Origin of the sequence: Streptomyces sp. NPDC046939 (assembly GCF_040644575.1) — a bacterium.
GTDB lineage: Bacteria > Actinomycetota > Actinomycetes > Streptomycetales > Streptomycetaceae > Streptomyces.
In genome coordinates this window covers 340,030-363,459 of sequence record NZ_JBEYWV010000001.1, presented here as the reverse complement: position 1 = coordinate 363,459, position 23,430 = coordinate 340,030, and the positions used below count along the sequence as shown (strand labels likewise).

Genomic DNA, 23,430 nt, shown 5'->3' with positions numbered 1-23,430 from the left:
TGTCCGGAGTGCCCACAACCGTCCGCCTGACACAGGGCCGGTGACCTGACCGGCCCGATGTCACCCCTTCTGGTCAGACCCCTTGTCGTCACCCGTTCCCGGTTCCGCCATGCGCCGGTGGGCGGCCGCCTTGACCCCGTCGGGCACGACCTTCCCGGCCAGCTCCTGCGCCTTGGTCAGCAGCGAACCAGTGACGACCTTCTTCTCGCCCTTCACGATCGCCTCGAACGCCTGCTCGGCCACCTGGGCGGGGTCGTCTTTCTTCATGGTGCCCATGCGGGTGTCGTCGGCCATGTCCGCCCTGCGGAAGAAGTCCGTCTCAGTCGGCCCCGGCATGAACGAGGTGACCGTCACGCCGGTCTCCTTCACCTCCTCCGCGAGCGCCTGCGCGAAGGACTGCACGAACGACTTGGACGCGTTGTAGACGGGCTGGAAGGGGCCGGGCAGCGTCGCCGCGATGGACGAGGTGAAGGCGAGACGGCCGGTGCCGCGCGCCACCATGGCCCGCAGCAGCGTCTTGGCCAGCCGGACGGTCGCCGTGACGTTGAGGTCGATGACCGCCTGGTCGTCGGCGAGGTCGGTGTCGACGAAGGCGCCGCCCTGCCCGACCCCGGCGTTGAGCACGGCCACGTCGACCGTGGACTCGCCGAGCGCGTCGAGCAGCCGGTAGCGCCCCTCGGAGGTACGGAGGTCGGCGCGGACGGCGCGGACCTGCGCGCCGGTGTCCCGCAGCTCTTGTGCCGCGGACTCCAGGCGTTCGTCCTCCGCGTTCACCACGAGGTCATGGCCGTGCAGGGCGAACTGGCGGGCCAGTTCGAGGCCGATTCCGCTGGAGGCGCCGGTGATCAGGGCGAGAGGCCGTGTTTCAGTCATGGCCTACGAGTATCCGCCGCGCCCGGGGTCAAGCCCGTGGAGCGCGCGGCTTCACCCGCTCCGCCGCGCCCGTGCGCCGGGCGGGCGAACGCCGCCCCCCGTCAGTCCTGCCGCCGCAGTTCGGGTTCGGTGGGCGGCCGGCCGGTGACGTTGGTGATGAGCTGAGCGCACAGGTCCCTGAGCTTGACGTTGCGGTGCTGGGAGGCGGAGCGCAGGACGCCGAACGCCTCGTCCGCGGTGCAGTGGCGCTGGCCCATGATGATGCCGAGGGCCTGGTCGATGACGCTGCGCGAGCGCATGGCCGTCTGCATCTGGTCGGCGAACTGCTGTGCTTCGCTGAACCGCTGCGCCAGGGCGATGCCGCCGGTGGCCTGGGCGGCCAGGGTGCGCAGGGCGTCGAGGTCGGCGTCGGCGAGGCCGTCGGGCGGGGCGGCGTAGAGGTTGAGCGCACCTGCGGTGTCGGTATGGGCGGCGATCGGCAGCGAGAGGGACGAGCGGATCCCGCAGGAGACGGCGTAGGCCGGGTAGTCGCCCCAGCGGTGCTCGTGCAGCATGTCGACGACGGCCAGCTCCTCGCCGCTGCGCAGGGCCCGCAGGCAGGGGCCGTCGTCCTGCCCGTACTGATTCTCGTCCAGCTTCTGCGCGACGGGTCCGACGCTGACCACGGTGAGCGGCCGGCCGTCCCGTTCCAGCGTCACCCCCGCGCCCTCGCACGGGGCCAGGGCGAGCGCGGCGTCGAGCAGGGTCCGGAGGAAGCCCTCCACGGAGTCGCTGTCGATCAGCCACCGAGTGACGCTGTCGTACGTGTCCCCGCTGCTCATGGCTGTCCCTTCGCGAGGTGTCGGCCGGGGTGCGCCTTCACGCGGCGGCGCGGTCGCGGACGCGGGCGCAACTGTGGCTGATCAGGCGGGAGATCTGCATCTGCGAGACACCGATCTTCTCGGCGATGCGGGCCTGGGTCATGTCCTCGAAGTAGCGCAGGTACAGGATGTGGCGCTCCCGCTCGGGCAAAGCGCGCAGCCCCGCCTTGGCGGCCTCGCGCGCGTCGATCCGGTCGTACGCGGCCTCGACGGCGCCCAGGGTGTCGGCCAGGCTGTACCCGTCCCCCTGGTCCTGTGCGGAGGCGGTCTCGGCGTCCAGGGACAGGGCGCGGTAGCTGTCGAGCGCCTCCATGCCGGCCCGGACCTCGTCGAGCGTCAGATCCGCGCGGGCGGCGATTTCCTCCGGGGCCGGCTCGCGGGTGCGGCCGGGCTGCTCCAGGAGTTCCCGGCGGGCGATACGGACCTTGTTGCGCAGCTCCTGGACCCGGCGCGGGACACGGACGTCCCAGCCGTGGTCGCGGAAGTGGCGCCGTATCTCCCCGGTGATCGTCGGGACGGCGTACGCCTCGAAGGCGCCCTGCGCGGGGTCGTAGCGCTCGACGGCCTTGACGAGGCCCACGGCGGCGACCTGCTGGAGGTCCTCCAGGTTCTCGCCGCGGTCCTTGAACTTGCCGGCGATCCGGTGGGCCATCGGCAGCCACGCCGTCACGAGCTCCTCCACCAGCAGCGCGCGTTCCCGTCCCGCGGGTGCGGCGGCGAGCCGGTCGAACGCCGCCGCGGTGTCGGGAGCGTCGGTGTGGGGGCGGCGGGTGGCCATCGAGTGCTCCATTCGCTACGGGTGGATTGACCGCGGGAAGCGGCACACCCGTGACGACAGGCATCTGGATCGGCCATTCCCGCAGATGCGCCTGTTGTCCCAAGCACGTAGAACCCGGCTGCCCTGCGCCCCTGCCGTCAAACAGACACAGGAGGACGAACGGGCACGGCTCGACCGCGCCGCCCTGGGGGGCGCCCCGGACCGTGTGCCGTACGTCGAGCATCGCCACACGAACGTGTCACCGCATCTCGGGACGCACCTCACGGGCGGAAGCGGGTGTCGGCGGCCCGCGCGGGCGGGCCCGCGGCGGCGTCCCTGCTGTTGCGCCGCCGCGCGCGGCAGGTTAGCGGTATGCCATGACCAGCAACGCTGACCTCATCGCCGCCCCAGCCGATCTGATCACCGAGGCGTGCGAACTCCTCGAGTACGGGCGCAGCAAGGACTGCGCGGACTCCAGCTCCCTGCTCAGCACCTTGCGGCAGGCCCGCCAGGACTACTCCGACCGTCCGGCCCTGCCGCTCCCGGCATCCCTGCTGCGGCAGCTCGAACAGACCCTGCTCACCCTGTGCTTCCACGCGGGTGTCGACTTCCCGCCGGGTGAGAAGGTGGTGCGCTTCAGCCGGGGCGCCGATCGCTTCCGCGTGCTGCTCCACACCACCGGGACACAGGACGCGCACCACGACACGTATGTCACACCACTGGCGTAACCCGGCAAGAGTGCGAGAATAGGTGTGGGGCCCGGCCCGTGGTCGCGGCCCCACCAGCTTGCGCACATGCGGGCCCCGGGCCCGGGTGTGCGGCGCGGCCCTCAGGCGAGGGCGGCCTCCACGTCGGGGTACAGCTCCATGACGCTGTCCATGCCGACGATCTGCAGGATGCGCAGCACGTTGGCGCTGACCCCGGCCAGGCGCAGCCAGCCGCCGGCGTCGTGGGCCCTGCGGTGCGCGCGCAGCAGGATGTTCAGACCGGCCGAGTCCATGAAGGTCACGGCGCTCAGGTCGACGACGAGGCGTGGGACGCGCCCCGCGAGGGCGTCCACGGCGGCCTCGCGCAGGGGCGGTCCGCTCTCGTGGTCGATCTCTCCGCTCACCGTGATGACGCGGGCGTCGCCCCGGGTCGTGGTGGCTACCCTGAGACGGTCTGCTGCGGTCCTGTCACTGATCTCCGGCACGGCTTCCTCTGGCGGCTACGACATCTGAGAAGGACAACGCTACCTCTTCACGATCCTTTCACAGCAGCAGGACCAGCGCGTACACGAGGAAGAAGGCCGCGATCAGCACCACGAGGGCGATGATCGCCGTCATGGGGCCCTTCGCCCAGCCCTTCGTCGGACTGTGCGTCTCCCGGGGCCCGGCCCCCGGCATGCTGCTCTCGGCGGGCGGGGTCTCCCCCGGCGGTACGCCTCCGCCGGGTTCGAGCCCCGTGGAGGTGCGGGGGTCCGGATCCGGATCGGGAGAGTGGGAAGCGGTCATGTGTCCCAAGTTCCCACGAGACGCCAGGACTCACCTCCGGTCCCGTACGACATCTCCGGGCGCGGCACGGTTGGAGCGGGCGTTCGCGGCAACCCGCCGGGGTGCGGGCCCGCTCCGGACCCCCGAACCACGTACATGAGGAGCTTCCATGACCGCCCCCAGCGCTTCCACCGATCGAGTGGCCGTCGTCACCGGCGCCGACTCCGGCATCGGCCGGGCCACGGCCGTCCGGCTCGCCGAGGCCGGGATGGACGTCGGCATCACCTGGCACAGTGACCGGGAGGGCGCCGAGAGGACAGCGGAAGAGGTACGCGGTCACGGGCGTCGTGCGGCCGTCGCCCGGATGGACCTGACCCAGCTCCCCGACGCCGCGTTGGTGGTCGACGACCTCGCGGAGGAGCTCGGCAGGCTCGACGTCCTCGTCAACAACGCCGGTACGGGCACGGCGACGCCGTTCCTCGACCTGAAGCACGAGGACGTGACGCGCGTGCTCGACGTCGACCTCGTCGGCCCGTTCCTGTGCGGTCAGCACGCCGCGCGCCGCATGATCCAGCAGGGCGGCGGCGGCCGCATCGTCAACGTGACCTCGGTCCACGAGCACCAGCCCCGGGTCGGCGCGGCCCCGTACTGCGCGGCCAAGGGCGGGCTCGGTCTGCTGACACAGGTGATGGCACTTGAGCTGGCGGAGCACGGCATCACCGTGAACGCGGTGGCGCCGGGTGAGATCGCCACCCCCATGACCGGCCAGGAGGACACGGACGTGCACGGCGAGAGCCGGCCCGGCATCCCGCTCGGGCGGCCCGGTGACGCCCGGGAGATCGCCGCCGTCATCGCGTTCCTGGCGGGCCCCGACGCCTCGTACGTGACCGGCTCCTCCTACGTGGCCGACGGCGGGATGCTGCGGATGGGGCCGCAGGCGGGTTCGCACCTGCGCAGTGACGAGTGGCGGCGCCCCTGAGGGGTGTCCGTGTCCGTGCGTCTTCGCTCGGCGGTCTGCGGCGGGCCGCCGGGCGGTGACGGGGGCGTGCGCGTGGCTCAGCCGATCCCCGTGAGCATCGACGCCAGGGAGAGGAGCAGCGCGCCGATCGCCCCTGCCGCACCGCAGCGCCGTACCTGGGTACGGGTGTCCAGGCGGCGGACGTACCGCCAGGTGGCGGCGGCGAAGGCCAGACCACCCAGGACGAACCACGGGCCCCACAGCCAGAGGTACCAGGAGGTCAGCCCGGCGAGGTCGGGCGCGACGCTGCGGACGCCTGCCTCGACCAGCGCCCCGTGGACGACGAAGAGGGCGCCGTGCCAGACGAGGAGCACCGCCGCTCCGGCGCCGCAGAACACGAGGAGCGGTCCGGTCCGTCCGCCGCGTCGGCAGACGAGGCCGACGCCGATCACGCTTCCGACGATCTTCAGCAGGCCCGTCACCCACAGGACGGCGAGGAACCAGGCCACGCGATCGTCGGCGAGTTTCACGAGGGACGGCGACACCGTCGTCCGCGCCCCGAAAGTCGCCCCCGTCGCCCAGAGGAAACTGGGCACGGCGAAGAGAATCCCCCACACGGCGGCGGCAATTCCGGGCCACGCGCCCGCCCCGGGGCGGGTTCTCCGGATCGGGCCCGCGCGCGTCGAATCGTCCACCGGCAATTTGGTCGCCACGGCCACATCCTGGCAGGGCCGGTCGGCGACCGGGTCATCCGCGCGGGTGAAGGGCATCAGCCTCCAGGACCATGTTTCTCAACTGCCGAAGCCGCCGCTGCCGAAGCTGCTGTTGTTGCCCTTCTTGTGGTCCTCCGGATCCTGCGACGCGCTCCGGTGCGTGCTCGAAGTGCCGTAGCCGCCCTTGAGCTCGTGCGGAAGGAGGCGACCGCCGTCCTGCGGGACCTCGTCGGGGTCGCGGTACTCCTGCTCTTCCACGACCGGGCCGCCCTCGGGCATTTTCGGTTGTTCTTCCGGCGTCGGACGTGGCGACTCACGATTCTGAATACGGCGCCCCAGAATGAATGCGCCGATCAGGACGAGGACGACTACAATGCCCGCAATCCACATCAGCAAAGCGGACATCGACGTCACAGCCAGTTCCCACTCTGTTTTCTCCATAGCAGTGTTGTACCCGCCCCGCCGGGAATTAGCTCAGCCGTGAATGCGCGGATGCGCGAATGGCGGGCAATTCCCCGCGCCGGGCGCGGACCCCTCAGTCGGCGGGGTCGTCGAAGAGGTCGGCGCACACCTGCGGGAGCGGGCGCCCGGTGGCGAACGCGCGGGCCCGAAGGAGCGCCAGCGCGTCCGGGACGGCGATGTTGCGGCGGGCGGCCAGCCGCCCGGCCGCCTGCCGGGCCTTGCCCCAGTGGGCGTCGATCACCTCGACCGGCTCCCACGGCAAGGGATCCGCGCCGCCGAAGTGGCGCAGGGCGCGGCGCAGCAGGATGTCGGTGACGCTCCGGGCCGCCGCGAGGGCCTGCGTCATCTGCGCGGCGTCGGGGCGCCACGAGGTGTGCCGGAACAGATCGACGGAGCCGATCGGCTTCGTGGCGCCGGTGGGCGTGAGCGGCAGCGCCAGGACGAGCGCCACCCCGGGCAACTCCTCCCGCCACCGGGCGCCGAAGATCGGCCACTCGGTCAGATGCTCGGCCGGGTCGGCGCAGATGACCGGCGACCCCGACTCGGAGCTCGCCATGCACGGCCCCTCCCCCGACTCGTACTGGAGTTCTTCGAGCCGCAACGCCTCGTCCCCGCTGGCGCACAGGAGCTGCCGCGCCTCGGTGTGGGTCATCAACGACATCGAGGCGCCGTCCATCCCGAGGCTCTCGCACATCGCCTGACACAAGCGGTGGGGCAGGCCCGCCTCGTCCCCCGCCGCCGCGGCCCGCTCGATCAACCGCACCACACGCGCAACACCCATGCGCCCCCGGGTGCCCGCACCTGCGGCGATCGAAAACCCATTGTGGCGCCGCCGCGCCCGCTGCTAGGTTTCCGGCGACCGTGCGGCGAGCGAGGAGGTGGTACCCGTGAACGCGATATCGACATGGGTGCTCCCCTGCGGGGTCACGGTCGGGCGGTAGGTCGTCCGGGAGCGCCGTTCCACGCGCACTCCCGAAAGGCACGACCATGGACTTCACTTCTGAGCGGCACCTCGACGACGGTGTCCTCGAACGCGCATTCACCCTCGGAGAGATCCCCGGCATCCTGTGGACGCCCGGGGCCGCGTCCGCCTCCGCGCCCGTACCGCTGATCCTGTTGGGGCACCCTCCGCTCGGGCTGCGGACGATGTACCCCCGTCTGGTGGCCCGGGCCCGGCGGTGCGTGGCGGACGGTTTCGCCGCCGCCACCATCGAGCTGCCGGGCAGCGGCGAACGACCCGCCCGGCCTGCGCTCGACCAGGCCCGCGCCGATCTGCGCCGCGCCGTGCGGGCCGGAGAACCCGTCACCGAGGAGATCATCGACGCCCTCGTCCTGCCGCTCGTCGACGAGGCGGTCCCGGAAGCGCGGGCCGCCCTCGACACCCTCCTGGCGCTGCCCCGGATCGGCGGCCCCGTCGGGTACTCGGGAGGCGTCATCTCCGTCGGCGTACGGCTCGCGGCGGTCGAACCGCGCATCGTGGCCGCCTGCCTGTTCGCCGGGAGCTTCGTGCCCCGCGCCACCTTCGAGGAGGCCCGGCGGGTGACCATCCCGTTGCACGTCCTGCTCCAGTGGGACGACGAGCACAACGACCGGCAGGCGTCCCTCGACCTGTTCGACGCGTTCGCCTCGGCGGAGAAGTCCCTCCACGCCCACATGGGCGGACACACCGGCGTCCCGCACTCCGCTGGAGAGGCGGCGGCCCAGTTCTTCACGCGGCACCTGAAGGAGGGTCGCACGGAGACGGCCGCCTGAGGGGACGACCTGTCCGCCGCAGCCCGGCTCAGGTGGCGGTCGTCTCGCCGGTGATCAGCTCCGTCAGCGCGGGAAGGCCGCCCATGGTGAGGGCGCGGCGCTGGCGGTCCGCCGGGGTCCCCTCCCGGAGGAGGCGGTGCACCAGTGAGGTCACCTCGCGGGTGTCCCCCGCCTCCTCCAGGGCCGGGGCGAGATGGTCGAGCAGCATGCACAGCACGTCGCCCGCCTCGCGCGAGCGGCCGGAGGGGTCCATCAGACGTCCGCTCAGGCCGTGGCGCGCGGCGTGCCAGTTCATGGCCTGGAGCATTTCGTGCGGGCACTCGGGGACCGGCGCGTCCTCCTTGTGCTCGCGCAGGGCGGTCGCGACGAGGGCGCGGACGAGCCCGGCGAACATGACGGCCGTGTCGGCGCGGAGCTGCACGTCGGCGCAGCGGATCTCGATGGTGGGGTAGCGCTCGGAGAGGCGGGCCTGCCAGTAGAGCTGGCCGGTGTCCTTGATGATGCCGGTGTTCAGGAGCGCCTCGATCCGGTCGTCGTGGTCGGCGAGCGAGGCGAAGCGGGGCGGGGGTCCGCTGACGGGCCAGCGGCCGAAGATCACCGTGCGCCAGCTCGCGAACCCGGTGTCCTTGCCGTCCCAGAAGGGCGAGTTCGCGGACATGGCGACGAGGACCGGCAGCCACACCCGGACGCGGTTCAGGACGGCGACGCCGGTCTCCTTGTCCGGTACGGCGGCGTGCACGTGTGCGCCGTTGACCAGTTGCTCGGCGACGAGTTGCGGGGCCTGCTTGCGCAGGGCCAGATAGCGGGCGTCGTGGGTCACCGGTACGGGGGTCGTCGCGCGGAACGGGGCGACCCCGGTGGCGGCGAGGCGGCAGCCGTGCTTCTCGGCCGCCGTGCCGAGCGCGTGGCGCAGCCGCAGCAGGTGGCCGCCGACCTCGTCCAGGTCGGTGCAGACCGGCGTGGCGATCTCGATCTGGGCCTGCAGCAGCTCCGCCTGGACCTCGCCGTCCTCGGTGATCGGCCCGAGTCCGGCCGCCGCCCGCACCTCGTCCGCGACGGGGACCGGCAGGCAGGTCTCCGGATCGAGCAGCAGGTACTCTTCCTCGACCCCAACCGTGATCATGTGGCCACGGGTACCCATGGACCAAAGTGATTAATCGGACATGTTCGAGGTGGTCCGCCGTCCGGGAGCCCAGGGTTTTTGCCCTGATCACGCGGGGAATCCGGGATGCCATGGACCACTCACAGGCACCTGTGCTCGACGCGCTGGCCGCGTACCACGCCGAGGGCCAGACCCCGTTCACCCCGCCCGGCCACAAGCAGGGGCGCGGCGCCGACCCCCGCGTCCGCGCGGCCCTCGGGGACGCCGTGTTCCACTCGGACATCCTCGCCACCAGCGGCCTGGACGACCGCAAGTCCTCCAAGGGCGTGCTCAGCAAGGCCCAGGAGCTGATGGCGGACGCCGTCGGCGCCGACCACACCTTCTTCTCCACCTGCGGCAGCTCCCTGTCGGTCAAGGCAGCCATGCTGGCGGTCGCGGGACCCCACGAGAAGCTGCTGGTCGGGCGGGACGCGCACAAGTCCGTGGTCTCCGGTCTCGTCCTCGCGGGCATCGTGCCGGTCTGGGTCGACCCCACCTGGGACCCGGACCTCCACCTCGCCCACCCGCCGTCGGCCGACGCCTTCCGCGCCGCCCTCGCCGAGCACCCCGACGCGCGCGGCGCCCTCGTCACCACGCCGACGCCGTACGGGACCTGCTCCGACCTCGCCGCCATCGCGGAACTCTGCCACGAGCGCGGGGTGCCGCTCATCGTCGACGAGGCGTGGGGCGCCCACCTGCCCTTCCACCCGGACCTGCCGACCTGGGCCATGGACGCGGGCGCCGACGTGTGCGTCACCTCCGTGCACAAGATGGGCTCCGGGCTCGAACAGGGCTCGGTCTTCCACCTCCAGGGCGACCTGATCAAGCCCGAGGTGCTCCAGAGCCGCGAGGACCTCCTCGGCACCACCAGCCCCTCCGTGCTCCTGTACGCGGCGCTCGACGGCTGGCGCCGCCAGATGGTCGAGCACGGCCACGCCCTCTACGACGACACGCTCGCCCTCGCCGGGACGGTGCGGGCCCGCATCGGCGACATCCAGGGCATGCACGTCCACGGCCGCGACGAGTTCTGCGGGCCGGGCCGCGCGCACGACCTCGACCCGCTCCAGATCACCGTCGACATCACCGGCCTGTCCACCACGGGCTACCGGATCGCCGACTGGCTCCGCGAGCACCACCACATCAACATGCACCTGTCCGACCACCGGCGCACCAGCGCCCAGCTCACCCACGCGGACGACACCGAGAGCACGGAGAAGCTGATCACCGCGCTCCTCGACGTCTCCGCGCACGCCGACGAACTGCGCCCCGCCGAGCCGGTGTTCGTGCCCGACCCCGGCTCGCTCCGCCTCGAACAGGTCATGCTTCCCCGCGACGCCTACTTCGGCCGGGTCGAACAGGTGCCGTGGGAGAAGGCCGCGGGGCGCGTCACCGCCGAGATGCTGACGCCCTACCCGCCCGGCATCCCGGCCGCCCTGCCCGGCGAGCGGCTGAACCAGGACGTCCTGCGCTACCTGCGCGAGGGCGTGGACGCCGGGATGGTCGTGCCGGACGCGGCGGACCCCGAGGTCAAGACGGTGCGGGTGGCGATCGAGGACTGACCCCGGCCCCGAGGTCAGCGCGGTGTGGGTGGCGTGTGGCGGTCGACGTCCGGACGGTGCGTGTAGCGGTCGGCGTCCGGACGGTGCGGGTGGCGGCCGGCGTCCGGACGGTGCGGGTGGCGGCCGGCGTCCGGACGGTGCGGGTGGCGACCGGCGTCCGAACGGTGCGGGTGGCGGTCGACGTCCGGGCGGTGCGTGGAGCGGTCGGCGTCCGGGCGGTGCGTGCGGTCGAGGAGCGCCCCGGGGCCGGCGCCTCACAGGCCCTCGGCCGCCTTTTCCCGGAAGACGGCCCAGGCCCGCTCCCGCACCTCCGTACGGAGCAGGACGTCCGCCGCGGTGCGGGCCAGCGCCTCCGCCGCGGCCAGCATCACGGCACGGCCGCGCGGGCCCGCCGCCGCCCGCGCGAACTCCGGTGTGTGGTCCGCGTACTCCGAACCCATGATCGCCACGAACGGGTGGATCGCGGGCACCCGGGTGCTGACGTTGCCGATGTCGGACGAGCCCAGATAGACACCCGGTGTGGGCTGCGACAGCGTGATGCCGGAGCGCTGGAGGTGATAGGCGAAGGCTCCTGAGAGCACGTCGTTGTCGCGGAAGTGTTCATACCTGCCGCCGACCTCGGCCACCTCCACCTTCGTACGGGTCGCCGAGGCCACACCCTGGGCACACCTGCGCAGTTCCTCGATCAGCTCCGCGAGCGCCGTGCTCGTCCCTCCGCGCAGCCCGAACAGCCCCTCCGCGTACTCGGGCACGATGTTCGTGGCCCGGCCCCCCTCCGTCACGATCCCCTGAACGTGTGAACCCTGGGGCAGCCGCCGGTCCAGCACGCCGAGCGTGTTGAAGAACTGGATCAGCGCGCCCAGGGCGTCGATGCCCTCCGTGGGGTTGCCCGTCGGGTGTGCCGCCCGGCCGTGGAAACCGATCCTGAGCTGCGCGCTCGCCGTCAATGGCGCCCACACCCAGTCGTGGACGCCGGGATGGAACATCAGCGCCGCGTCCACCCCGTCGAACACGCCCGCCGCGACCTCCGCCACCTTGCCGCCCCCGCTCTCCTCGGCCGGTGTGCCGACGGCGAGGAGGGTGCCGCCCGGCTCGCCGAGCGCCGCCCGTACCGCGAGGGCCGCGCCCAGACCGGCCGAGGCGATGAGGTTGTGCCCGCAGGCGTGGCCGAGGAGCGGCAGGGCGTCGTACTCCATCAGCAGGGCCACGCGCGGGCCCGCGCCCGAACCCGTACGGGCGGCGAAGGCCGTGGACAGGCCCGCGACGCCGCGCTCCACCGCGAAGCCCTCCCGCTCCAGTTCACCCATGAGGAGACCGGCCGACGCGTGCTCCTCGTAGGCGGTCTCCGGCTCGCGGTGCAGCGCGAGGGCCACCTCCCACAGGCGGTCCGCCCGCGCGGCGACCTCCTGCCGTACGCGGGCGTAGACGGGCTCCATCGTCGGTGACACGTCGGCGCTCTGGGACACGTCGGGCTCCTCGTCCGGTCGGATGCGGTGGTGGCCTCGTACCCCCCACGTGTTCCCCCAAGAGATGCAGTACGTACCACCAAGCGGCCGTTCCGGTGGCGGGGTGGATGAAGGGTGCATACAACGGGATAACGCTCATGCGCGGGGCGAGGAAGCCCGCTGGAATGGAGAAGCGAAGATGGCCTCTGAGTCATATTCTGCCGAGCCCGAGAGGACCGGGGCCGGCGAACCCCTCGTCTCGACGCCCGTCCACTGGGGCACCGCACAGGTCGCCGCACCCCCTCCACCCACCGCCCCTCCGGCACCCGTGCCCCAGGGGGCGCACGTCCGTCCGGTCACCGCGCCGCCGACGTGGGCGCCACCCGCCACCGCGCCGCCCGCCGCCGCGCCACCGCAGCCTGCCCCGCCCGGCACCGGGGTCCCTCAGGAGACCGCGGCGCCCGCCCCCGCGGCGGAGCCGCCTTCGGCGCCGCCCGCCGAGCCCGCGCGCCCCGAACCCGCGCGCCCCGAACCCGTGCACCCCGAGACCGACCATGGCGTCCCGGGCGAGAGCACGGCACTCGCCGAACCGACGGCCCCCGCCGAACCGTTCCCGGGCGAACCCGTACCCGCCGAACCCGCTGCCGCCGAGTCGACCGCGGAAGCCGACCGCGAAGCCGTCGAGAAGCTGCTGCGCATCGCCGTGGTGTCGCGGCCCCTGGACGACATCGCCGATCTGGTGGCCCGCCTGGAGCAGACGCCCGACGGTGCGCCGACCGCCGCGTCCGTGCTCCGGCTCGCCGCCGTCGCCCGCCCCGTGGACGACGTCACCCGGCTCGTGGAGCTGCTCGGCCCGCCCGAGTTCCCCCCGGACCACATGGACGAGGCGATCCGGCACGCCACGCAGGAGCGGCCCATCCCCGAGGTCACCCGCCTCGTCCAGCTGCTCTCGACCACACGCGACCCGCACACCGGGGCCGAGGCGGTCCACACCGCCGCCACCAGCAGGTCCGTCGAGGACCTGCTCCAGCTCATCAACAACCTCAGCGACCACGCGCCCGGCGGCGCGCCCGTCGTCGAGGCCACGCCCGTCCTCCCGGCCGAACCGGCGGCGCCGCCCGCCGAGGCCGCGCACCCCGAGGCCGACCTGGCGCAGGACGCCCCCGACGCGCGGAGGAAGGAGCACGGCCCCGCCACTCCCCTGGTCTGGGTGCGGCGCGCCGCGGGTGTGCTGATGCTGCTCTGCGCGGCGGCCCACTTCCCGATGGACTGGTCGCACGGGTCCGCGTTCAGCGTCTCGGCGGCGATCGGCATCTCGGCGATCTGCGCGGCGGCGGGCATCGCGCTGTGCGTGAGCCGCTCGCTGTCCGTGCCGCTGGCGGCCACCCTGGTCGCCGGTGCGGTCGTGCTCGGACACCTCGTCGACAACCGGCTCGGCATCGACTCCCTCACGCAGGCGCTGCGTCCCGACGGTGCCCCGTCGCCGCTCCCGGCCCTGTCGGCGGTCGTCGCCGCGCTCGCCGCGCTGCTCGTGGTGGCGATGACGGTCGCGGGCCTGCGCGCCGCGGCGGCCGACCGCACCTCGGTCGCCCGCGTCTGACCGCCGGTCGCCACTGCCCCGGTCGCGGGTGCCGGATCCTCTGGATCGGGTCACCGCACCGGGGCAGCGGTGTGTCTGTCACCGCCCACCGGTCGTCGGTCGCCGGTCGCCGGTCGTCGGTCGTCGGTGGCCGGTCACTGAGAGCCCGAGGCCACCAATACCGCGGTGATGGGTTCCAGTTCGGCGATCAGTTCGTCCGTTTCGGTGGGGGACAGCGCCTCGTACGGTGCTGATGCCAGTTCGTCGGTCAGGGCCTCGATGCGCCGCTTGGTCTCGCGGCCCGCCTCCGTGAACCGGCCCTCCTCGTCGACCAGCCCCCGTTCGCGCAGGCCCGCCATGACCTCGGCAAGCCGTTCCTTCGGCAGGTGATGGACACGCCCGAACGATTCCGGCGGGTGGATGCCCTGCGCCAGCGCGTCGAGCACATGGGCCTCCGTGCCGCCGATGCGCGCGCCGACCAGCGCTGCGATATGGCCGTCGCCCCGGTGCTCGCGCAGCATCGTCGCCGCGTGCCACAGACGGGCGACCGGATCGCTCGGCACCGGAAGCGTGCGCATCCCCGCGTACATCACCCGGCCCTCGATGGGCGCGCTCGTCGCCGCCTTCATCGTCAGGTCGGCGGCGCGCGCCAGACCCCGCGAACCGGCCAGTTCAGGGCCCAGGATCCGCCGCAACGACGCCGCGCTGCCCCGCCCCCGCGCGGCGACGGACTCCTCCGGCGGGATCGTCTCCCAGGCGCTCGGGATGTGCCGCGCGACCTCCCCGTCGGCGAAGTTGTAGAAGGCCGCGTGCACGACCTCCGCCGGCACCCGTCCCAACGGCGCGGCCCGGCTCGCGAAGTAGCCGTCCCAATAGGTGCGGTGGCCGAGCGCCGCCAACTCCTCGTTGCACTCGTCGGCGGCGAACGTGACCATGCAGACCGGTTCCAGGAGCTCGAACATGCGGCGGGCCAGGGAAGTCATGGCCCCCATGATGCCCATCCGCCCGGCGCGGGGGGACACGTTCGCCAGGAAACCCGCGCGGCCCGCACAGGCGGGATCGGTCGCAGGGAGTAGGTCCCGCGCCTCAGGCGCACGCCCCGTTCGTCTGCCTAAGGTCGGTCACCATGGGAAGCACGGAGACACCGGTGACAGCGGAGACCACGGAAAGCCTTCGCCGGGGGACGGCGGAGCGCGTACGCGACACCTTGCGGCGGCTCGACACCGAGCGGGACATGTGGGTGTCGACGGCGCACCCCGAACACGGGCCGCATCAAGTGCCGTTGTGGTTCCTCTGGGACAGACGGGCGGTGTGGCTGTGCACCGGCGCCGCGACCGCGACCGCGCGGAACATCCGTACGGAGCCGCGCATACGTGTGTCGCTGCCGGACACCTTCGACGTGGTGCAACTCCAGGGCGAGGCCGAGCACTTCCCCGACGAGGCGGCACCCACCGACGCGGCGGAGGCGTTCGCGGGCAAGTTCGGATGGGACCCGCGCCTGGAGGAGAGCCCCTACCTGTACATACGTATGACCCCCATGACCGTACGTGCATGGCGCGGTGTACCAGAACTGAGCGGGAGGGTGATCATGCGCGACGGGGCCTGGCTGGAACAAGCCCCCTCGGCGCCGCACAACGGCCCTACCGGCGACGCAGGACGCCGACGAACCGTCGCCACCAGCTGCTTCCTGACGGTCGCCTCGGGCAGCGGCCCCGCGTCACTGTCGCGGTCGCGGTCTGCGAGAGCGGATGGCCTCCGCCGACCTGATGAGCGGGATGCTCGCGACGACAACGGGCGTCGGCCACGTCACCGGTGCCGACGGCCTCACGCAGCGCCCGCGCCTCGGCCTCCAGGCGTGCGGCACGGTCGGGTACGCAACGCAACGCTGGCCACTATGGCCGTGCGCCGTCGCGCGCCCGGACCTACGGCGTAGGCGCCTGCGCGAGCGACAGGCTGTTGCCGTCGGGGTCCAGGACGACGACGTGGCGTACGCCGTTGCCGTAGGTCTCGACCGGTTCGTGGTCGATCCCGTGCGCGGCGAGCCGCGCCAGGATCGCGTCGAGGTCGCTGACGCCGAGCGTGACCATCGCCCCGCCCAGCCGTTCGGCGCGGACGTCCCGCGCGTCGACCACGACCCACGCGTTCTCACCGACCTGCCACAGGTGCTCCTCCTCGATGACCTCGTCCGCCGGGCGCCCGAAGAAGACCTCGAACCACCGCAGCGACACGGTCAGGTCGCTCACGCACATGACGCAGTACAGGTCCACGCCGTCAATCTACGTGCCCGCCCAGCCGGCTGTCCGGGCACTCCCAGCGCTGGTGCACATGCCCCGTCTCGGGGTCGAACGACCGCTCGTCCATCAGCTCCTCCATCGGTTTGCCGCAAGAGGGGCAGAGCGGAGGGACCTCGACGAAGTCGGGGGTGACGGGGTTCAGAGGGTTCACGGGGTTCACGGGGTTCACGGTTCCTCCCGGACGAGGGTGATGGCGCGGTTGCGCCGCGACGCGTTCGACCCCCACGACTCCAGGGTGGGCCGCACGCCGCGTCCCCGCACCCCGGACCGGCCGGGCCCGCCCTACTCCAGCACGCCGAGCGCGGTGTCCGGCCGGCAGTGCGGGCACGCGTCGGTGCCGCTGTCGAGGAACTGGCGCGCTTGGTCGCGGGTGGCGGCGCGGGACCGCTTGCCCGCCATGTGGCATCCGCCGACATGCACGTAGACCGCGTGGCGGCCCTGTAGTCCGCGTTCGACGAGCCAGTCGGGGTCCGGGGGCCGGGCCGCCGCTCCGCGGGCGCGTTCCGTCTCGCGCCGCTCCTCGTCCGCGATCCACCGATTGGTGCGCGCGAGGTCCTGCTCCTGGACGCGTTTGAGGAAACGCAGCAGGTCGAGGCGGGTGAGCGGCGGACGGTCGGTCATATGTTCGAGTCTAGTGAGCGTCTAGAAACCGGTTCCCGGCGGCCCCGCGAGCCACTGATCAACCCGGTGTACCGCCGCCCCGATACCGCGCGACGGGACGCTACGGACGGGTGCGTGTGCGGAACGTGCGCCGGTACGTGTCCGGCGGGACGCCGAGCGTGCGGTTGAAGTGGCGGCGCAAGGTCGTGGCCGTGCCCATGCCGGTCGCCGTGGCGATGGCGTCGATGCTGTCGTCGGTCTTCTCCAGCAACTCCTGGGCGCGGCGGATGCGCTGGGCGAGGAGCCATTGCAGCGGCGTCGTCCCGGTGGCAGCGCGGAAGAGGCGGCCGAGGTGGCGTGAGCTCATCCGGGCCTGGCGGGCCAGGTCCTCGACGGTCAGCGGCTGGTCGAGGCGCTCGACGATCCACGGGATCAGGGCGGTGAGGGGGTGGTCGTCCTGGTCGGGCACGGGCGCGGTGACGAACTGGGCCTGGCCGCCGGACCGGTGCGGGGGCACGACCAGTCGGCGGGCGGTGGTGTTGGCGACGGCGGAGCCGTGGTCGAGGCGGATCAGGTGCAGGCAGAGGTCGAGGGCGGCGGCCTTGCCCGCGGAGGTGAGGACCTGGCCGTTGTCGACGTAGAGGACGTCCGGGTCGACCTCCACCTCGGGGTGGCGGGCGGCCAGGACGTCGGTGTGGGCCCAGTGGGTGGTGGCGCGCCGCCCGTCCAGGATGCCCGCCGCGGCGAGCACGAAGGCGCCCGTGCACAGGGAGACGACGCGGGCGCCCGCGTCGTGGGCGGCGCGGACGGCATCGACGAGGCCGGCGGGCGGGGGCACGTCCACGTCGGCCCAGCCGGGGACGATCACCGTGCCGGCGTCCGCGAGGTGGTCGAGGCCGTGGTCGGGCTCCAGGCGGAAGGGGCCGAAGGCGACCGGGGCTGGGCCGCAGAGCGCGAGGTCGTACCAGGGGGCGGTGACGGCGGCGGGGGCGGGGCCGAACACCTCGCAGGCGATGGCGAGTTCGAAGTGCAGCATTCCGTCCGTGACGGCCAGTGCGACGGATCGGGTGTCGGCGGCGCGCATGTCCGTAATTGTACGCACCGTGTCGTTGCGGACACTCACACTCCCTCTTTCCGCCCCAGCAGGATGTGTGTCGTCGGGCCGGTCGGGCCGGACACACTTACCGGACCTTGAGCGACAGGGAGAAACAGACATGGCAGCGGGACAGGGACAGCGTGTGACCGTGTACGGCGCCTCCGGGCACACCGGCCGGTTCGTGGTGGCACACCTGCGGGAGCGCGGGTTCGTGCCGGTCCTGTCCGGGCGCGACGCCGACAAGTTGAAGGCGCTGGCCGAGGAGCATCCCGGCCCGGACGGGCTGGAGGTCCGTCCGGCCGCGGTCGGCGAACCGGCCGCACTGGACCGCGCGTTGGCCGGTGCGGCGGCCGTCGTCAACTGCGCGGGCCCGTTCGCCACGACCGCCGCCCCGGTGGTCGAGGCCGCCCTCCGGGCCGGGATCCCGTACGTCGACGTGGCGGCGGAGATCGAGGCCAACGTCGACACCTTCACGCAGTTCGCCGACCGCGCCCGTGCGGCGGGCGCCGTCGTCCTCCCGGCGATGGCCTTCTACGGCGGCCTCGGCGACCTTCTCACCACCGCCGCGATGGGCGACTGGACGCGGGCCGACGAGGCACACATCGCCTACGGCCTCGACCGGTGGGATCCCACACCCGGCACACGTGCGGCGGGCAAGGTGTCCGCCGAGCGGCGCGGCGGCCGCCGCGTGCGCTTCACCGAGGGGCGGCTGGAGTACCACGACGACCAACTGCCCACCGTCACCTGGCCGTTCCCCGAGCCGGTGGGTCCGCGCTCCGTCCTCGGTGAGTTCTCGATGGCTGACATCGTCACCGTCCCCCACCACTTGGCCGTGCCCGAGGTCCGCACCTACATGACGACCGAGGCCGCGGGCGGCGTCGCCTCCCCCGCGTCACCGACGCCCACGGCGGTCGACGAGCGCGGGCGTTCCGCGCAGACCTTCCTCGTCGACGTCGTCGTCCGTTCGGGGGGCGAGGAACGCCGGATCTCCGCGCACGGCCAGGACATCTACGCCGTGACCGCGCCGCTGGCCGTGGAGGCGGTCGCGCGCATCCTCGCCGGGAGGACGCGCGCCGTCGGTGTCGTCTCGGCGGGCGAACTCTTCGACGCGCCCGACTTCCTGCGCGCCCTGCACCCGCACGTCACGCTCGTTCAGACCGGCTGACGTGCGGCGGGCGGCTCGACCAGCGGGGCCTCGCCGGGGTGGAGGGTGACCCGGCCGCCGCGTTCGCACAGCGCCAGCCGGTCGCCGAGGCCGCGCGCCCGCGCCGCGTCGACGAAGTCGGCGAGCGGGGACTTCATCGCCCTGTACTCCTCGTAGTGCACCGGCATCACCCAGCGGGGGTCAAGGCGCTCCGCGAAGGCCGCGCCCTGGGCCCCGTCCATGGTGACCACGAGGCCGCCCGGCAGGCGTGTGCCGCCCAGGTGGAGAACGGCCAGGTCCATGTCGGGGCAGCGGCGGGCGATGGCGGCGACGAGCGGGGGGAAGGGCAGCGTGTCCCCCGAGATGTAGAGGCGCAGGGCCACGGGGCCGCCGAGGGGGCCGAACTCCAGCAGGCTGCCCATCACCGGCGGCATCAGCCGCTGCACGACGGGGCCCGCGTGCCTCCCCGGCAGCGCGGTGACCTGGACCTGGTACTCACGGCCGGGCACGGTCTGGCTCTGCCAGGTCTCCATCGCCACCGCCCGGGGGAAGCGGTGCAGGTGGCGCAGGCGGCGCGCCGCGTGCGGGGTGGTGAGGACGGGCAGGGACCGGTCGAGGCCCCGCCGGGTGACCCGGTCCCAGTGGTCGCCGTGCAGGTGGGAGAGGACGACCGCGTCGAGGTCGGCGGGGAGGTCGTCGATGCCGAGCGCGGGCTCGTGCAGACGCTTGCTGTTCAGGCCGTACCCCAGATAGGCGCGCTCTCCGCGGTGGAGGAAGTTGGGGTCGGTCAGGAGCGTGACGTCGCCGTAGCGGATCAGCATCGTGGCGTTGCCGATGAACTCCACGGTGACGGGCGGGGTCCCTTGCGTCGTGGGCATCATCCGTGCCTTCTCGTGTCGTGGCGGGGGCCGGGCGCTTGCTCGGCCGCCGGGTTGCCCAGGACGCGGAGACGAAACAGGGGCCATGTGAGAAAACAGGATCAATCAGGCGGGAGGATGCGGGGTACCCGGCCCGGCATGATGAAGCGCGCACTATGGCAAGGACTGACCGCGGGCACGGCCGGGGTGCTGGTGATGACGCTGGGCGAGAAGATCGAACAGCGGTGGACCGGGCGGCCCGACTCGCATGTCCCCGCCCGGACGCTGGAGCGGCTGACCGGTATGGCGGAGCGGCCCGGGCGTCAGCCGGTGCCCGTCAATCTGGCCATGCACGTCGGACAGGCCGCCCTCCTCGGCACGGTGCGGTCGGTGATGGCGCAGGTCGGGCTGCGGGGTCCGTGGTCGTCGGCGAAGTTCGCCGTCCTGCGGGTGACCAGCGACCAGATCCTGGAGAACGCCACCGGTGTCGGCGCGCCGCCGCAGACCTGGCCCCGCCGCGAACTCGTCGTCGACCTGCTCCACAAGACGGTGTACGCCTTCGCCACCGGCGCCGTCGCCGACGCCCTGGCCGCCCGCTCGGGCCCAGGACCCGGTCAGCGGCACGCGGCGATGCGCCCCGGCCGCCACGCGGACGTGGGCCCGCTGCCGCGCGGGCAGGCGAAGGGGCACTGAGCCCGGGCCACGCGCATCCCGGAGCGGTGACACGGATACTCGTCGGCCATCGGCCGACCTGCCCCACGCAGTCCGCGTCATCGCCCCGGGCGCACGGAATCAGCACGGAATCAGCACGGAATCAGCGCTGCCGTCACCGTGCCCGGCCATCCCCTCCGTGGCCGGGTCGTCCACCGGAAGCCTCGCGCGGCGGTCCACGCGCGCGGCGCGCGGCCGGCCGGGGCCCGTCAGGAGGCCCGCCCGGCCTTCGGCTCAGCCGGCCCGCCACAGCGCGGGCACGTTGGGCGGCTCCCATCCCGGCTGGGCCGTGTGCGCCTGGAGACACACATAGGCCCGCTGCGCATAGGTGGCCCGGTCACCGGCCCGGTAGGCGACGCCCACGGACCAGGTGCCGCCCGGCGGGGTGGGCGTGCCGGGGCCCGGGTCCTGCGGCACGTCGAGGACGAAGTCGAAGGCCGCCTCCCGGCCGCCGCCCCCGTCCCGTACGGTCATGAGGAGCCGCGGGTCGAAGATGGTGTCGGTGTTGTTGCGCGGCTCGTTGGGGAAGTAGAGCTGCGTGGTCAGGACGGGACGGCCGGGCGCCTGGAGCTTGACGTGCAGGTGGCGCGTGCGCCCCGGGTACAGGCCGGGGACGATCGTGGTGAGGGTGAAGGAGCCGCGGGCGTCGGTGAACTGGTGGCCGCGAAGGCGGAACCCCGTGTTGTCGTAGGCGCCGTTGGTGTCGGCCTGCCACCAGTCGAGGAGGACGTCGGCCACGGGGCGGCAGGCGCGGCCGAAGACGTAGCCGGTCACCGTGAGCGGGGTGCCGGGCAGGCCGGGCTCGCGGAGGTTGCTGCGCTGCGGTGAGTTGGGTTTGAAGTAGGGGCCCTCTATCTGTTCCGGGGTGGGGTGGTCGCCGTCGTCGCACGCCGGGGTCAGCTCGGGGGTTGCCCCGCTGGACGCGGCGGTGCGGGCGAGGGCCGGGCCCGCGGCCAGGGTGACGGGGATGGCCGCCGTGGCCGCGAGCGCCGCGCGCAGCACCGTCTTGCGGCGGACGAGCCGGGGGGAGTCCGCTCCGCCGTCGGCGCCGAGGTCGTCCGGGTCCGTGCCGCGCGTGCCTGCTTCGTCCATGTCTTCCTCCTCGTGGGGGGTGGTGGGCACCGAAGCTAGGCGGGCGCGGGAGGTGCTTCGAGGGACTGATGAACACGGCTGTGGTGTTTTCGGAAGGCGCCGGGGCTGCTGCCGGTCTCGCGCCGGAAGAACCGGCCGAAGTAGGCGGGGTCGGCGAACCCGGTGCGGGCGGCGACCTGCCGTACGGACAGATCCGTGTGGGCGAGGAGTTGTTGTGCCTGGTAGACACGTGTCTCGATGAGCAGTCGTCCGGGCGGGCGTCCGGTGGCCGCCCGTACCGCCTGGGTGAGGTAGCCGGGTGTGACCCCGAGCCGGTCGGCGCACTCGCGTACGGTCCACCCCGCGGCCTCCGGCCGGGCGATGAGCCGCGCGAAGTCCTCGGCCACGGCGGCGGTACGGCCCTCGGCGCGCGGCGCCCGGTCCGGTTCGTCGCGGGCCGGGAGCCGGGCGGCGCGGACGACGAGGACGTGGAGCAGGGACCGCAGGACGCTCTCGTGCCCGGCGGCGCGCTGGCGGTGCTCGGCGGTCAGTTCGGCGATGAGGGTCCGGATCGACCGGTCGTGTTCGGCATCGAGGCCGAACCAGCAGCGCGCGCCGAGCGTCCGCAGCACCTCGCGGTCGCCGGGGTGGTCCACCAGGAAGTCGTCGGTGAACAGGACGAGGGACCCTTCGGGGCCGTGGCCGCCCTCCCAGTGGTGCACCTGGCCGGGCAGGATGACCGCCAGCTGCGGGGGCCGCACGGGCCAGCGGGCGAGGTCGACGACGTGGGCGCCGGAACCCGCGCGGACGTGCACGATCTCGTAGAAGGTGTGCCGGTGCGGCCGGTCCCACCGGGACAGCGGCCCCACTTCCTCGAAGGAGCCCGCGGCGAACGGCGGTGCGCCGGGCCGGGCCAGTTCGAGGCGGTGCAGCGGTACGTCCCCCGCCCTCGGGGGGAGGCTCGGGGTCCCCGGTGGGACGGTGGTCCTTCGCATGGGTCGCGCTCCTCTCACGGGCACCGGCCGGGTCGGGCACATGCGTTCCCGTTCTGGTCTGTACCAACCCCTTGCCCGTCGCCGCCGAGCGCCGCAAGCTCCCTTCATGGAGCTGGAGTTGCGGCATCTCAAGACCGTCCGGGCCATCGCGGACGCCGGCAGCCTGACCCGGGCGGCGGCGGCGCTCGGGCTCGCGCAGCCCGCCCTCAGCGCCCAGCTCAAACGCATCGAGCGGGCGCTCGGCGGGGAACTCTTCGAGCGCGGCCGGCACGGCGTACGCACCACCGCGCTCGGCGAACTCGTCCTGGAGCGCAGCCGGATCGTGCTGCCCGCCGTGAGCGACCTCCAGCGGGAAGCCGCCCGCTTCGCCCGCACCCGCCCGGGCCGGGACCGGCGCCGCCTGCGGCTCGGCGGCACGCACGGACCGCTCCTCGGCGCCATGGTCGACCGGCTCGCGGACGCCGCGCCCGCCACCACCGTCTCCACCTGCGCCTCCTGGTCCGAGCGCGCCCTCGCCAAACAACTCACCGAGGGCAGCCTGGACTTCGTCCTCACCGGCGCCTGCGGACTGGCCCCGCCACCGGAGCCGCCGGAGCCCCCACGGGTCAGGTGGGAGGAGATCGCCGTCGACCCGGTCCATGTCATGCTCCCCGCCGGTCACCGCCTCGCCCGGCGCCGGGAGGTCGAACTGACCGCGCTGGCGGACGAGGAGTGGTCGTGCGTCCCCGGCGACGGCTGCTTCGCGGACTGCTTCACCGCCGCCTGCGCCCGGTCCGGCTTCACACCCCGGCGGATGTACGAGACCGACACCGCGTCCTGCGTCCACCTCGTCCAGGTCGGCCGGGCGGTGGGGCTGTGCCGTGCCACCTTCCCGCCGACGCCCGGCCTCACCGTCCGTCCCCTCGCCGGCGCTCCCCTGTCGTGGCGGCACCTCCTCGGCTGGCTCCCCGCGGGGCAGCAGCCGGACACCGCGGCGCTGGTGCTGGCCCAGGCGCGCGCGGCGCACGCGGACGCGGTGCGCGCGGGCCGTTCCATAACACCTGGGCAGGGGGTCGGATGAGGTCTTACGGGTCCTGACCGGTCCCCCTACG

The 23,430-nt window shown here is 73.2% G+C and carries 26 protein-coding genes and 1 pseudogene; 9 read left to right on the top strand and 18 right to left on the bottom strand.

Translation table 11 applies throughout. The features are described from left to right. Nucleotides 1-60: 60 nt before the first annotated feature. The 3 genes from ABZ877_RS01780 to ABZ877_RS01770 all read right to left on the bottom strand — a co-directional run bounded on the left by ABZ877_RS01780 (nucleotide 61) and on the right by ABZ877_RS01770 (nucleotide 2,511). Nucleotides 61-873, bottom strand: a complete 813-nt coding sequence (locus tag ABZ877_RS01780) for an SDR family NAD(P)-dependent oxidoreductase (RefSeq protein WP_361062552.1) — start codon at nucleotides 871-873, stop codon at nucleotides 61-63. A gap of 101 nt (nucleotides 874-974) precedes the next feature. Beyond that, nucleotides 975-1,694 carry a GAF and ANTAR domain-containing protein gene (locus ABZ877_RS01775; RefSeq protein ID WP_361062548.1) on the bottom strand — a complete coding sequence of 240 codons (720 nt, stop codon included), beginning with the start codon at nucleotides 1,692-1,694 and terminating at the stop codon, nucleotides 975-977. Between the two features lie 37 nt (nucleotides 1,695-1,731). Beyond that, the gene (locus tag ABZ877_RS01770) at nucleotides 1,732-2,511 is read right to left on the bottom strand and encodes a SigB/SigF/SigG family RNA polymerase sigma factor (RefSeq protein ID WP_361062545.1); all 780 of its coding nucleotides are present in this window, start codon (nucleotides 2,509-2,511) and stop codon (nucleotides 1,732-1,734) included. A 356-nt stretch (nucleotides 2,512-2,867) separates the two neighbouring features. On the opposite strand from ABZ877_RS01770, the gene ABZ877_RS01765 reads away from it, so the two are divergent. After that, nucleotides 2,868-3,218 (top strand): hypothetical protein, encoded by a 351-nt coding sequence (locus ABZ877_RS01765; RefSeq protein ID WP_361062542.1) that lies wholly within the window; start codon nucleotides 2,868-2,870, stop codon nucleotides 3,216-3,218. A 101-nt stretch (nucleotides 3,219-3,319) separates the two neighbouring features. Here ABZ877_RS01765 and ABZ877_RS01760 read toward each other — a convergent pair whose 3' ends face one another. Together ABZ877_RS01760 and ABZ877_RS01755 are read right to left on the bottom strand one after the other, a co-directional pair. Next, nucleotides 3,320-3,682: an STAS domain-containing protein gene (locus ABZ877_RS01760; protein ID WP_361062538.1), complete on the bottom strand. Its 363-nt coding sequence runs from the start codon at nucleotides 3,680-3,682 to the stop codon at nucleotides 3,320-3,322. 58 nt (nucleotides 3,683-3,740) lie between these two features. Further along, nucleotides 3,741-3,983 (bottom strand): DUF6480 family protein, encoded by a 243-nt coding sequence (locus ABZ877_RS01755; RefSeq protein ID WP_361062535.1) that lies wholly within the window; start codon nucleotides 3,981-3,983, stop codon nucleotides 3,741-3,743. A 148-nt stretch (nucleotides 3,984-4,131) separates the two neighbouring features. Between ABZ877_RS01755 and ABZ877_RS01750 the strand changes: the two genes are divergently transcribed. Next, nucleotides 4,132-4,941, top strand: a complete 810-nt coding sequence (locus ABZ877_RS01750) for an SDR family oxidoreductase (protein ID WP_361062532.1) — start codon at nucleotides 4,132-4,134, stop codon at nucleotides 4,939-4,941. Between the two features lie 77 nt (nucleotides 4,942-5,018). Here ABZ877_RS01750 and ABZ877_RS01745 read toward each other — a convergent pair whose 3' ends face one another. From ABZ877_RS01745 to ABZ877_RS01735, 3 genes are all read right to left on the bottom strand, one after another. After that, on the bottom strand, nucleotides 5,019-5,516 hold the full coding sequence (locus ABZ877_RS01745) for a DUF3995 domain-containing protein (RefSeq protein ID WP_361062529.1): 498 nt from the start codon (nucleotides 5,514-5,516) through the stop codon (nucleotides 5,019-5,021). A 195-nt stretch (nucleotides 5,517-5,711) separates the two neighbouring features. Beyond that, nucleotides 5,712-6,074: a DUF6479 family protein gene (locus tag ABZ877_RS01740; RefSeq protein ID WP_361062526.1), complete on the bottom strand. Its 363-nt coding sequence runs from the start codon at nucleotides 6,072-6,074 to the stop codon at nucleotides 5,712-5,714. Nucleotides 6,075-6,168: 94 nt separating this feature from the next. Then, entirely contained in the window at nucleotides 6,169-6,876 is a 708-nt protein-coding gene (locus ABZ877_RS01735) for a GAF domain-containing protein (protein WP_361062523.1), read from the bottom strand. A 206-nt stretch (nucleotides 6,877-7,082) separates the two neighbouring features. Here ABZ877_RS01735 and ABZ877_RS01730 point away from each other — a divergent pair, with 206 nt between their 5' ends. Further along, nucleotides 7,083-7,847 (top strand): alpha/beta hydrolase, encoded by a 765-nt coding sequence (locus ABZ877_RS01730; protein ID WP_361062520.1) that lies wholly within the window; start codon nucleotides 7,083-7,085, stop codon nucleotides 7,845-7,847. Nucleotides 7,848-7,875: 28 nt separating this feature from the next. Here ABZ877_RS01730 and ABZ877_RS01725 read toward each other — a convergent pair whose 3' ends face one another. After that, nucleotides 7,876-8,970 carry a glutamate--cysteine ligase gene (locus ABZ877_RS01725; RefSeq protein WP_361062517.1) on the bottom strand — a complete coding sequence of 365 codons (1,095 nt, stop codon included), beginning with the start codon at nucleotides 8,968-8,970 and terminating at the stop codon, nucleotides 7,876-7,878. A 110-nt stretch (nucleotides 8,971-9,080) separates the two neighbouring features. Between ABZ877_RS01725 and ABZ877_RS01720 the strand changes: the two genes are divergently transcribed. Further along, nucleotides 9,081-10,547 (top strand): aminotransferase class I/II-fold pyridoxal phosphate-dependent enzyme, encoded by a 1,467-nt coding sequence (locus tag ABZ877_RS01720; RefSeq protein WP_361062514.1) that lies wholly within the window; start codon nucleotides 9,081-9,083, stop codon nucleotides 10,545-10,547. A gap of 254 nt (nucleotides 10,548-10,801) precedes the next feature. On the opposite strand, the gene ABZ877_RS01715 is transcribed toward ABZ877_RS01720, so the two are convergent. Then, the gene (locus ABZ877_RS01715) at nucleotides 10,802-11,983 is read right to left on the bottom strand and encodes an amidohydrolase (protein WP_361062894.1); all 1,182 of its coding nucleotides are present in this window, start codon (nucleotides 11,981-11,983) and stop codon (nucleotides 10,802-10,804) included. 208 nt (nucleotides 11,984-12,191) lie between these two features. Between ABZ877_RS01715 and ABZ877_RS01710 the strand changes: the two genes are divergently transcribed. Continuing rightward, on the top strand, nucleotides 12,192-13,592 hold the full coding sequence (locus tag ABZ877_RS01710) for a hypothetical protein (RefSeq protein WP_361062511.1): 1,401 nt from the start codon (nucleotides 12,192-12,194) through the stop codon (nucleotides 13,590-13,592). A gap of 134 nt (nucleotides 13,593-13,726) precedes the next feature. Here the strand turns inward: ABZ877_RS01710 and ABZ877_RS01705 are convergent, their stop codons facing one another. Then, a complete protein-coding gene (locus tag ABZ877_RS01705) occupies nucleotides 13,727-14,554 on the bottom strand; it encodes a MarR family transcriptional regulator (protein ID WP_361062508.1) in 828 nt (275 codons plus the stop codon). 143 nt (nucleotides 14,555-14,697) lie between these two features. Between ABZ877_RS01705 and ABZ877_RS01700 the strand changes: the two are divergent. Further along, nucleotides 14,698-15,183, top strand: a pseudogene (locus ABZ877_RS01700) (pyridoxamine 5'-phosphate oxidase family protein); the annotation flags it as partial. Nucleotides 15,184-15,493: 310 nt separating this feature from the next. Here ABZ877_RS01700 and ABZ877_RS01695 read toward each other — a convergent pair. From ABZ877_RS01695 to ABZ877_RS01680, 4 genes are all read right to left on the bottom strand, one after another. After that, the gene (locus ABZ877_RS01695; protein ID WP_361062505.1) at nucleotides 15,494-15,838 is read right to left on the bottom strand and encodes a VOC family protein; all 345 of its coding nucleotides are present in this window, start codon (nucleotides 15,836-15,838) and stop codon (nucleotides 15,494-15,496) included. 4 nt (nucleotides 15,839-15,842) lie between these two features. Then, nucleotides 15,843-16,025, bottom strand: a complete 183-nt coding sequence (locus ABZ877_RS01690) for a hypothetical protein (protein ID WP_361062502.1) — start codon at nucleotides 16,023-16,025, stop codon at nucleotides 15,843-15,845. A 122-nt stretch (nucleotides 16,026-16,147) separates the two neighbouring features. After that, a complete protein-coding gene (locus ABZ877_RS01685; protein ID WP_361062499.1) occupies nucleotides 16,148-16,486 on the bottom strand; it encodes a DUF6233 domain-containing protein in 339 nt (112 codons plus the stop codon). A 100-nt stretch (nucleotides 16,487-16,586) separates the two neighbouring features. Beyond that, nucleotides 16,587-17,549 carry a helix-turn-helix domain-containing protein gene (locus ABZ877_RS01680; protein WP_361062496.1) on the bottom strand — a complete coding sequence of 321 codons (963 nt, stop codon included), beginning with the start codon at nucleotides 17,547-17,549 and terminating at the stop codon, nucleotides 16,587-16,589. 130 nt (nucleotides 17,550-17,679) lie between these two features. On the opposite strand from ABZ877_RS01680, the gene ABZ877_RS01675 reads away from it, so the two are divergent. After that, nucleotides 17,680-18,726, top strand: coding sequence for a saccharopine dehydrogenase NADP-binding domain-containing protein (locus ABZ877_RS01675; protein ID WP_361062493.1), 1,047 nt, complete (start codon nucleotides 17,680-17,682; stop codon nucleotides 18,724-18,726). Here the strand turns inward: ABZ877_RS01675 and ABZ877_RS01670 are convergent. Continuing rightward, a complete protein-coding gene (locus ABZ877_RS01670) occupies nucleotides 18,714-19,586 on the bottom strand; it encodes an MBL fold metallo-hydrolase (RefSeq protein WP_361062490.1) in 873 nt (290 codons plus the stop codon). The genes ABZ877_RS01675 and ABZ877_RS01670 overlap by 13 nt on opposite strands. A gap of 135 nt (nucleotides 19,587-19,721) precedes the next feature. On the opposite strand from ABZ877_RS01670, the gene ABZ877_RS01665 reads away from it, so the two are divergent. Then, nucleotides 19,722-20,255 carry a hypothetical protein gene (locus tag ABZ877_RS01665; RefSeq protein ID WP_361062487.1) on the top strand — a complete coding sequence of 178 codons (534 nt, stop codon included), beginning with the start codon at nucleotides 19,722-19,724 and terminating at the stop codon, nucleotides 20,253-20,255. 252 nt (nucleotides 20,256-20,507) lie between these two features. Here ABZ877_RS01665 and ABZ877_RS01660 read toward each other — a convergent pair whose 3' ends face one another. After that, entirely contained in the window at nucleotides 20,508-21,365 is an 858-nt protein-coding gene (locus ABZ877_RS01660; RefSeq protein ID WP_361062484.1) for a carbohydrate-binding protein, read from the bottom strand. Between the two features lie 35 nt (nucleotides 21,366-21,400). Further along, nucleotides 21,401-22,339 (bottom strand): helix-turn-helix domain-containing protein, encoded by a 939-nt coding sequence (locus ABZ877_RS01655; RefSeq protein WP_361062481.1) that lies wholly within the window; start codon nucleotides 22,337-22,339, stop codon nucleotides 21,401-21,403. A 106-nt stretch (nucleotides 22,340-22,445) separates the two neighbouring features. On the opposite strand from ABZ877_RS01655, the gene ABZ877_RS01650 reads away from it, so the two are divergent. Beyond that, nucleotides 22,446-23,399 carry a LysR family transcriptional regulator gene (locus ABZ877_RS01650; RefSeq protein WP_361062478.1) on the top strand — a complete coding sequence of 318 codons (954 nt, stop codon included), beginning with the start codon at nucleotides 22,446-22,448 and terminating at the stop codon, nucleotides 23,397-23,399. Nucleotides 23,400-23,430 lie beyond the last annotated feature (31 nt).

What these genes read in the sequence shown, in the direction of transcription:
- ABZ877_RS01780 (WP_361062552.1), bottom strand. Translation starts at nt 873, where the DNA reads ATGACTGAAACACGGCCTCTCGCCCTGATCACCGGCGCCTCCAGCGGA.
- ABZ877_RS01775 (WP_361062548.1), bottom strand. Translation starts at nt 1,694, where the DNA reads ATGAGCAGCGGGGACACGTACGACAGCGTCACTCGGTGGCTGATCGAC.
- ABZ877_RS01770 (WP_361062545.1), bottom strand. Translation starts at nt 2,511, where the DNA reads ATGGCCACCCGCCGCCCCCACACCGACGCTCCCGACACCGCGGCGGCG.
- ABZ877_RS01765 (WP_361062542.1), top strand. Translation starts at nt 2,868, where the DNA reads ATGACCAGCAACGCTGACCTCATCGCCGCCCCAGCCGATCTGATCACC.
- ABZ877_RS01755 (WP_361062535.1), bottom strand. Translation starts at nt 3,983, where the DNA reads ATGACCGCTTCCCACTCTCCCGATCCGGATCCGGACCCCCGCACCTCC.
- ABZ877_RS01750 (WP_361062532.1), top strand. Translation starts at nt 4,132, where the DNA reads ATGACCGCCCCCAGCGCTTCCACCGATCGAGTGGCCGTCGTCACCGGC.
- ABZ877_RS01740 (WP_361062526.1), bottom strand. Translation starts at nt 6,074, where the DNA reads ATGGAGAAAACAGAGTGGGAACTGGCTGTGACGTCGATGTCCGCTTTG.
- ABZ877_RS01735 (WP_361062523.1), bottom strand. Translation starts at nt 6,876, where the DNA reads ATGGGTGTTGCGCGTGTGGTGCGGTTGATCGAGCGGGCCGCGGCGGCG.
- ABZ877_RS01730 (WP_361062520.1), top strand. Translation starts at nt 7,083, where the DNA reads ATGGACTTCACTTCTGAGCGGCACCTCGACGACGGTGTCCTCGAACGC.
- ABZ877_RS01725 (WP_361062517.1), bottom strand. Translation starts at nt 8,970, where the DNA reads ATGATCACGGTTGGGGTCGAGGAAGAGTACCTGCTGCTCGATCCGGAG.
- ABZ877_RS01720 (WP_361062514.1), top strand. Translation starts at nt 9,081, where the DNA reads ATGGACCACTCACAGGCACCTGTGCTCGACGCGCTGGCCGCGTACCAC.
- ABZ877_RS01715 (WP_361062894.1), bottom strand. Translation starts at nt 11,983, where the DNA reads ATGGAGCCCGTCTACGCCCGCGTACGGCAGGAGGTCGCCGCGCGGGCG.
- ABZ877_RS01710 (WP_361062511.1), top strand. Translation starts at nt 12,192, where the DNA reads ATGGCCTCTGAGTCATATTCTGCCGAGCCCGAGAGGACCGGGGCCGGC.
- ABZ877_RS01705 (WP_361062508.1), bottom strand. Translation starts at nt 14,554, where the DNA reads ATGACTTCCCTGGCCCGCCGCATGTTCGAGCTCCTGGAACCGGTCTGC.
- ABZ877_RS01685 (WP_361062499.1), bottom strand. Translation starts at nt 16,486, where the DNA reads ATGACCGACCGTCCGCCGCTCACCCGCCTCGACCTGCTGCGTTTCCTC.
- ABZ877_RS01680 (WP_361062496.1), bottom strand. Translation starts at nt 17,549, where the DNA reads ATGCGCGCCGCCGACACCCGATCCGTCGCACTGGCCGTCACGGACGGA.
- ABZ877_RS01675 (WP_361062493.1), top strand. Translation starts at nt 17,680, where the DNA reads ATGGCAGCGGGACAGGGACAGCGTGTGACCGTGTACGGCGCCTCCGGG.
- ABZ877_RS01670 (WP_361062490.1), bottom strand. Translation starts at nt 19,586, where the DNA reads ATGATGCCCACGACGCAAGGGACCCCGCCCGTCACCGTGGAGTTCATC.
- ABZ877_RS01665 (WP_361062487.1), top strand. Translation starts at nt 19,722, where the DNA reads ATGATGAAGCGCGCACTATGGCAAGGACTGACCGCGGGCACGGCCGGG.
- ABZ877_RS01660 (WP_361062484.1), bottom strand. Translation starts at nt 21,365, where the DNA reads ATGGACGAAGCAGGCACGCGCGGCACGGACCCGGACGACCTCGGCGCC.
- ABZ877_RS01655 (WP_361062481.1), bottom strand. Translation starts at nt 22,339, where the DNA reads ATGCGAAGGACCACCGTCCCACCGGGGACCCCGAGCCTCCCCCCGAGG.
- ABZ877_RS01650 (WP_361062478.1), top strand. Translation starts at nt 22,446, where the DNA reads ATGGAGCTGGAGTTGCGGCATCTCAAGACCGTCCGGGCCATCGCGGAC.